The organism is Achromobacter sp. RW408, from assembly GCF_003184165.1.
In the GTDB taxonomy this organism is placed as follows: Bacteria; Pseudomonadota; Gammaproteobacteria; order Burkholderiales; family Burkholderiaceae_B; genus Achromobacter; species Achromobacter xylosoxidans.
This window is the reverse complement of record NZ_QHHO01000047.1, coordinates 442,491-449,216: the sequence shown is the minus strand read 5'-3', so window position 1 is coordinate 449,216 and position 6,726 is coordinate 442,491. Positions and strand designations below refer to the sequence as shown.

Below are 6,726 nucleotides of genomic sequence, written 5' to 3'. Positions count from 1 at the left end.
CCGATGAGGTTGCCGCCGGCGTCCAGGCGGGTGGTCAAACCCGCGGCCTCGAATTCACCGCGCAGCCACTCGCGCGCCTCGAGGAACAGCGGCGAAAAGGCGCGCCGGGTCCAAGGCTGGTCGGGCAGGGTATAGCGTGACAGGGTCTCGACGCGGGCCCAGAGGCGCTCGGCGTTCAATGGGGGCAAGGACATGGCCATGCCGTTCACGCCTCGCGCGGGCGCAGGAAGCGGCCGTCGCCCGGGTTGTTGACGATGCGGCTGCCATCATAGACTTGCTGGCCGCGGCACCACGTGCCGGCCACGCGCACGGTGAACTCGCGGCCCTCGAACGAACTCCATTGCACCGCCGACAGGCTGGTGGACGGATCGTAGGCATGGCGTTCCGGCGCCAGGATGACGATGTCGGCGTCCTTGCCGACCTCCAGCGTGCCCTTGCGGTCATCCAGCAGGAAGTGGCGCGCGGGGTTGTCGCACAACTGGCGCACCACCATCGACGGCGAGATGCCGTGTTCCTCGCAACCGGTCCAGAAGGCCGGCAGCAGCGTTTCCAGGCCCGGGCCGCCCGACGAGTTCTTGAAGACGTTGGGGTTCTGCTTGCGCTCCAGGCCCCAGCTGACGTGATCCGACGACACGAAGGTGCATTCGTCGTTGGCGATGTGGGTCCACAGCAGGTCGACCTCGGCCTTGGGGCGGATCGGCGGGTAATGCTTGGTCTTGGCGCCGAAGCGGCGCGTGTGTTCCTCGTGGTTCAGCATCAGGTACTGCACGCATGTCTCGATGCTGGCGCGGTGGCCGTTGCGGCGGTACATGTTGCAGATCTCGAAGCCGCGCGAGGTCGACACATGCACCGCGTGGGCGCGGGCGCCGGTCTCGGCGCCGATCTCGTAGATCAGCGCGGTGGCCAGGTTCTCGATCAGGGGTGTATGGGCGCGCATGAAGGCGTCCCAGCCGGTGTCGTCGGCCTCGATCAGGCGGGCGATGTTCTTGCGCGTCATCTCCTGCATCTGGTTGTGCACGCCGCACACCAGGCCGGACGGCGCGATCAGGCGGAAAGCTTCGTACAGGTCGTCTTCCTCGATACGCGGGAAGCGGCCGGGGGTGGCTTCAAAGGTGGAGAACTTGAAGGCACAGACGCCGCCTTCGATCAGGCCGGCGGCGGCCGCCAGGCCGTGTTCCTTGTTCAGGGTGCCGAACAGCGCCACGTCGACGTGGCAGTCGCGCTCGACCTCGGCGATCTTGGCGTCCAGGTGCGGGCGCGAGGCGACCGGTTCGGGATCGTCGTAGGGCATGTCGACCATGACCGTGACGCCACCGGCGGCGGCGGCGCGCGAGGCCCAGCCCAGCCCTTCCTGGTTGGCCTGGCTGCCGGAGTGCACCTGGCCGTCGACCACGCCGGGGATGATCCACTGCCCGCTGGCGTCGACGCTGTCGCGCGCCGCGGGGGGCGCGCCGGCACCGCGCGCGGCGATCCTGCCGTCCCGCACTGCCAGCCAGCCGTTTTCCACGATGCCATGCGGATCGACGATATTGCCGAGCACCACCCAATCGAAATCGCTCATGTCCACTTCCATCCAATGAAGAACTGAAGGGCAGTGTAGTAAGCGCGATTCAAAACGTCTTATGCTTATATGTGCATGGGAATTAACATCAGGTTAAGCATATGAAATTGAATCTGCGCCAGATCGAGGTCTTCCGCGCCATCATGTTGAGCGGCTCGATCAGTGGCGCTTCCAAGCTGCTGTTCGTGTCGCAACCGGCCGTCAGCCGGCTCATCGCCTACACCGAGCAGCGCCTGGGCCTGATGCTGTTCGAGCGCATCAAGGGGCGGCTGTACCCCACGCCCGAGGCGCGGCGGCTGTTCGTCGAAGTGACCGCGCTCTACCAGAACGTGCAGCGCGTCAACGAGGTGGCCGACAACCTGGCCGAGAACCGCGAGGGCCAGTTGCGCCTGTCCTGTAGCCCGAGCCTGGGCCAGTCGCTGCTGCCGCGCGCCATCGCCCGCTTTCGCCAACTGCATCCGGAAATCCGCATCGTGTTGCAGACGCTGATCCCGGCGGTGATGGAGCAGTCGCTGCTGACCCAGCAGGTGGAGCTGGGCGTGGCCTACATGCCGGTGAATCATCCCAGCCTGGCGACCCGGCCGCTGTACGAGAACCGCATCGTGGCGGTGCTGCCGGCCGGCCATCCGCTGGCCGCGCGCCGCCAGGTGACCGCCGCCGAACTGGCGCGCGAGCCGTTGATCGGCTATAGCGCCGACATTCCCTTCGGCATGCTGGTGCACAAGCTGTTCGGCGCCGAGGACGCGCAGCCCGAGCCGCGCATCGAGGTGCAGCAGGCGCACGTGGCCTGCGCCCTGGTGCAGGCCGGCGCCGGGGTGGCGCTGGTGGACGAGATCACCGTGGCCGGCCCGATCTGGTCGCAGGTGGTGACCGTGCCGATCGCCGATACCGTCAGCGCGCCGGTCAATGTGTTCCACCTGCAATTGCAGCCGTTGTCGCGCTTGGCGCAGGCCTTCATCGACGTGCTGCTGGCGCTCGACCAGCCCGTTTCCCTCTGAGCTTTGCGCCGGCGGGCGCCTGGGGATATCCCTAGGTGCCGTTTGCGCCCGGCCGGCCGCTCCCTCGGGGCGCGCCCCGCTATTAACCCAATGTTATGAACAAGGCATAAAAGGTAATACGACATTAACAGGATTGGTTCCTATGATGCCCTCGTCCATCCAGCGCAAAACGCCGCTGGAGCCGCTAAACGCAATCGGGAAAGGAAGGGCGCAGCAATGGGAAGAATCTTGACGATGCAGGATGTCGAAGCCGCGGTCAGGGGCGGTTCGGTGTTTGCCTGTGGCGGGGGCGGCTGGGCCGAGCATGGCCGCGAACTGGGATCGCTGGCCGTGACCATCGGCCGGCCCGAGTTGGTGTCGATGGACGAAGTGCCCGATGACGCCTGGATCGCCACCGCCGCCGCCATCGGCGCGCCGGGCGGCCTGACCGACTGGCAGATGCTGGGCATCGACTACGTCAAGGCGGCCGAGCGCCTGCAGGACGCGCTGGGCGAGCGCCTGTATGGCCTCATCATCGGCCAGAACGGCATGTCCAGCACGCTCAACGGCTGGCTGCCGTCGGCGGTGCTGGGCACCAAGGTGGTGGACGCGGTGGGCGACATCCGCGCCCATCCCACCGGCGACATGGGTTCGCTGGGCCTGGCCGGCAGCCCCGAGCCGATGATCCAGTGCGCCGTGGGCGGCAACCGCGCCAACAACGCCTATATGGAATTGACGGTGCACGGCGCCACCGGCAAGGTCTCGCCGGTGCTGCGCCGCGCAGCCGACATGGCCGGCGGCTTCATCGCCAGCTGCCGCAATCCGATCCGGGCGTCCTACGTGCGGCGCCACGCCGCGCTGGGCGGCATCAGCCGCGCGCTGGCGCTGGGCGAGGCGATCCTGGCGGCACAGCCCAAGGGCGGCAGCGCCGTGATCGACGCCATCTGCAAGGCCACGCAGGGCGAGATCATCGGCTCCGGCAAGGTGGCGCGCAACACGCTCAAGTACACCGAGGAAGCCTTCGACATCGGCACCGTCGAAATCGGCGAGGGCGCGGGCAAGCGCGTCATCCACGTCATGAACGAGCACATGGCCGTGACCGACGCGCAGGGCGAGCGCATCGCCTGCTATCCGGACGTGATCACCACGCTGGACGCCGACGGCAATCCGGTCAGCGCCGGCAAGCTGCGCGAGGGCTTGCAGGTGTCCATCCTGCACGTGTCCAAGCAGCGCATCCCGCTGTCCTCCAGCGTCACCGACGCGTCGGTCTACCCCATCGTCGAGAAGGCGCTGGGCATGGACTTCACCGGCTACGCGCTGGGTCGCTGAGGGGGCGCTGATGAAACGTGAATTCAAGGTGCCGGGCGGCGCCACGCTGCGTTGCAAGGGCTGGCGCCAGGAAGCGCTGCTGCGCCTGTTGGAGAACGTGCTGGCGGTGGGCGAGGATCCCGCCAACCTGGTGGTGTACGCGGCGCTGGGCCGCGCCGCGCGCGACTGGCCGTCGCACGACGCCATCGTGCGCGCGCTGATGACGCTGGAAGAGGACCAGACCCTGATCGTGCAGTCCGGCAAGCCCATCGGCGTGCTGCGCACCCATCCGCAGGCGCCGATCGTGATCATGGCCAACTGCAATATGGTGGGGCAGTGGGCGCATGCCGAGAACTTCTACCGCATGCAGGACGACAACCTGATCTGCTGGGGCGGCCTGACCGCCGGCGACTGGCAGTACATCGGCTCGCAGGGCGTGATCCAGGGCACCTACGAGATCTTCTCGCGCATCGCCGAGCGCCATTTCGACAACGACCTGCGCGGCCGCTTCATCCTGACCGCGGGCATGGGCGGCATGGGCGGCGCCCAGCCGCTGGCGGGCCGCATGGCCAACGCCGCCATCCTGACGGTCGAGATCGATCCGGAACGCATCGAGAAACGCATCAAGGCCGGCTTCCTGGAGTGCCGTGCCGACTCGCTGGACGAGGCGCTGGCGCTGATCCGCGACGCGCAGGCGGCGCGCCGTCCGCTGTCGGTGGGCCTGCTCGGCAATGCCGCCGACGTGTATCCCGAGATCCTGGCGCGCGGCATCGTGCCCGACATCGTCACCGACCAGACCTCGGCGCATGACCTGGTCTACGGCTACGTGCCGGCCGGCCACACGCTGGAGCAGGTGGCGCGCATGCGCCGCGACGACATGGCCGGCCTGATGGACGCCAGCCGCCGCTCGATCGTGCGCCACGTCACCGCGATGCTGGGTTTCAAGGATCGCGGCGCCGTGGTGTTCGACAACGGCAACTTGATCCGCACCCATGCGAAGCAGGGCGGCGTCGAGCGCGCTTTCGAGATCCCGGTGTTTACCGAGGCCTTCCTGCGCCCGCTGTTCGCGCGCGCCATCGGCCCGTTCCGCTGGATCGCGCTGTCCAACGACCCCGATGACATCCGCAAGATCGACGATTTCCTGCTGCGGCGCTTCCCCGACAACCTGATCGTGTCCAACTGGATCCGGCTGGCGCGCGAATCGGTGCCGTTCGAGGGCCTGCCCGCGCGCATCGCCTGGCTCGGCCACGGCGAGCGCACGGAACTGGCGCTGGAGGTGAACCGCATGGTGCGCGCCGGCATCCTGGCCGCGCCGGTGGCCTTCACCCGCGACCACCTGGACGCCGGCGCCATGGCGCATCCGAACATCATGACCGAGAACATGCGCGACGGCTCCGACGCCATCGCCGACTGGCCGCTGCTGAACGCGATGATCAACTGTTCGTCCAGCGCCGACCTGGTGGCGATTCACTCGGGCGGCGGCGGCTACAGCGGCTATATGACCAGCGCCGGCGTGACGGTGGTGGCCGATGGCACCGACGCGGCGGCGCAGCGCCTGTCGTTGTCGCTGACCAACGACACCGCCAGCGGCGTGCTGCGCTATGCCGACGCCGGCTACGAAGAGGCGCTGGACGAAGTGGGCAGGAAGGGTATCGACCGTATCGACACGACGGCGACGCAGGTTTGAAAGGCAAGACATAACAGCCCCGGATACGGGGCGAATCAACGGGAACGTCAATGAAAAACATCGCAATCAACCCGGGCGCGGGGATGGTGGGGGGCAATGCCGCCCACGCGGGCGCCGACGAGCACAAGGGCGCCAAGAAGGCGGTCATCGCCGCTTCCATCGGCAACGCCCTGGAGTGGTACGACTTTTCGGTCTACGCGCTGTTCGCGGTGTACATCGGGCAGAACTTCTTCCACAACGAAGATCCGACGGTGCAGCTGATGGCCTCGTTCCTAGCCTTCGGGCTGGGCTTCGTGGTGCGGCCCCTGGGCGCGCTGATGCTGGGGGCGTACGGCGACCGCGCCGGCCGCAAGGCCGCGCTGACGCTGACCATCATGCTGATGGCGCTGGGCACGCTGCTGATCGCCATCGCGCCGCCGTACGCCGCCATCGGCGTGGGCGCGCCGCTGCTGATCGTGTGCGGCCGCATGCTGCAGGGGTTCTCGGCCGGCGGCGAAGTGGGCGGCGCCACCGCCTTCCTGGTCGAGCATGCGCCGGCCGGCAAGCGCGGCCAGTATGCGTCGTGGCTGCAGGCCAGCATGGGCATCTCCAACCTGCTTGGCGCGCTGGTCGCCACGCTGGTGACCACGCTGCTGACCGAAGACCAGGTGGGCGAGTGGGGCTGGCGCATTCCGTTCATCGTCGGTCTGTCGATCGCGCCGGTGGGCCTGTGGATGCGCCGCACGCTGGACGAGACGCCGCATTTCCGCGAAGAGCAGCAGCGCCAGGCCGCCAGCGGCAAGCCCGTCAAGGCGCCGCTCTTGAGCGTGCTGCGCGACTATCCGCGCGAGCTGTTCACCGGCCTGTGCATGTCGGTGCTGTGGGCCATCGGCCCGTACGCGCTGATCATCTTCATGCCGATCTACGTGCAAAAGAGCATGGGTTTCACCAGCTCGCAGGCCTTCCTGGGCGCGCTGATCGGCAACCTGTTCCTGATCGGCGGCTGCTTCTTCTCGGGCACCCTGTCCGACCGCTATGGCCGTCGCACCGTGTTGCGGGCCTCGGCGCTGTTGCTGCTGATCGCGGTGTATCCGCTGATGATGTGGCTGCAGGCCAACCACACCCAGTTCGCGCTGATCGTGGTGCAGTCGTCGTTCTGCCTGTTGGTGGCGCTTTACGTCGGCACCGCGCCGTCGGGAACACCTCCGACAGCG

The 6,726-nt window shown here is 67.8% G+C and carries 5 protein-coding genes and 1 pseudogene; 4 read left to right on the top strand and 2 right to left on the bottom strand.

Annotated elements, in window-relative coordinates:
• Positions 1–200: pseudogene (locus DK459_RS18235) on the bottom strand (Zn-dependent hydrolase); the annotation flags it as partial.
• 5 nt (positions 201–205) lie between these two features.
• On the bottom strand, positions 206–1,561 hold the full coding sequence (locus tag DK459_RS18230) for a dihydroorotase family protein (protein ID WP_070540289.1): 1,356 nt from the start codon (positions 1,559–1,561) through the stop codon (positions 206–208).
• 101 nt (positions 1,562–1,662) lie between these two features.
• On the opposite strand from DK459_RS18230, the gene DK459_RS18225 reads away from it, so the two are divergent.
• The 4 genes from DK459_RS18225 to DK459_RS18210 form a co-directional block, all read left to right on the top strand.
• Entirely contained in the window at positions 1,663–2,559 is an 897-nt protein-coding gene (locus tag DK459_RS18225; protein ID WP_006385802.1) for a LysR family transcriptional regulator, read from the top strand.
• A 216-nt stretch (positions 2,560–2,775) separates the two neighbouring features.
• Positions 2,776–3,867 carry a DUF917 domain-containing protein gene (locus tag DK459_RS18220; RefSeq protein ID WP_070540286.1) on the top strand — a complete coding sequence of 364 codons (1,092 nt, stop codon included), beginning with the start codon at positions 2,776–2,778 and terminating at the stop codon, positions 3,865–3,867.
• 10 nt (positions 3,868–3,877) lie between these two features.
• Positions 3,878–5,533: a urocanate hydratase gene (locus DK459_RS18215; protein WP_054442637.1), complete on the top strand. Its 1,656-nt coding sequence runs from the start codon at positions 3,878–3,880 to the stop codon at positions 5,531–5,533.
• Between the two features lie 50 nt (positions 5,534–5,583).
• Positions 5,584–6,726, top strand: a 1,143-nt coding sequence (locus DK459_RS18210; RefSeq protein WP_110134992.1) for an MFS transporter, incomplete at its 3' end; no start/stop codon positions are given.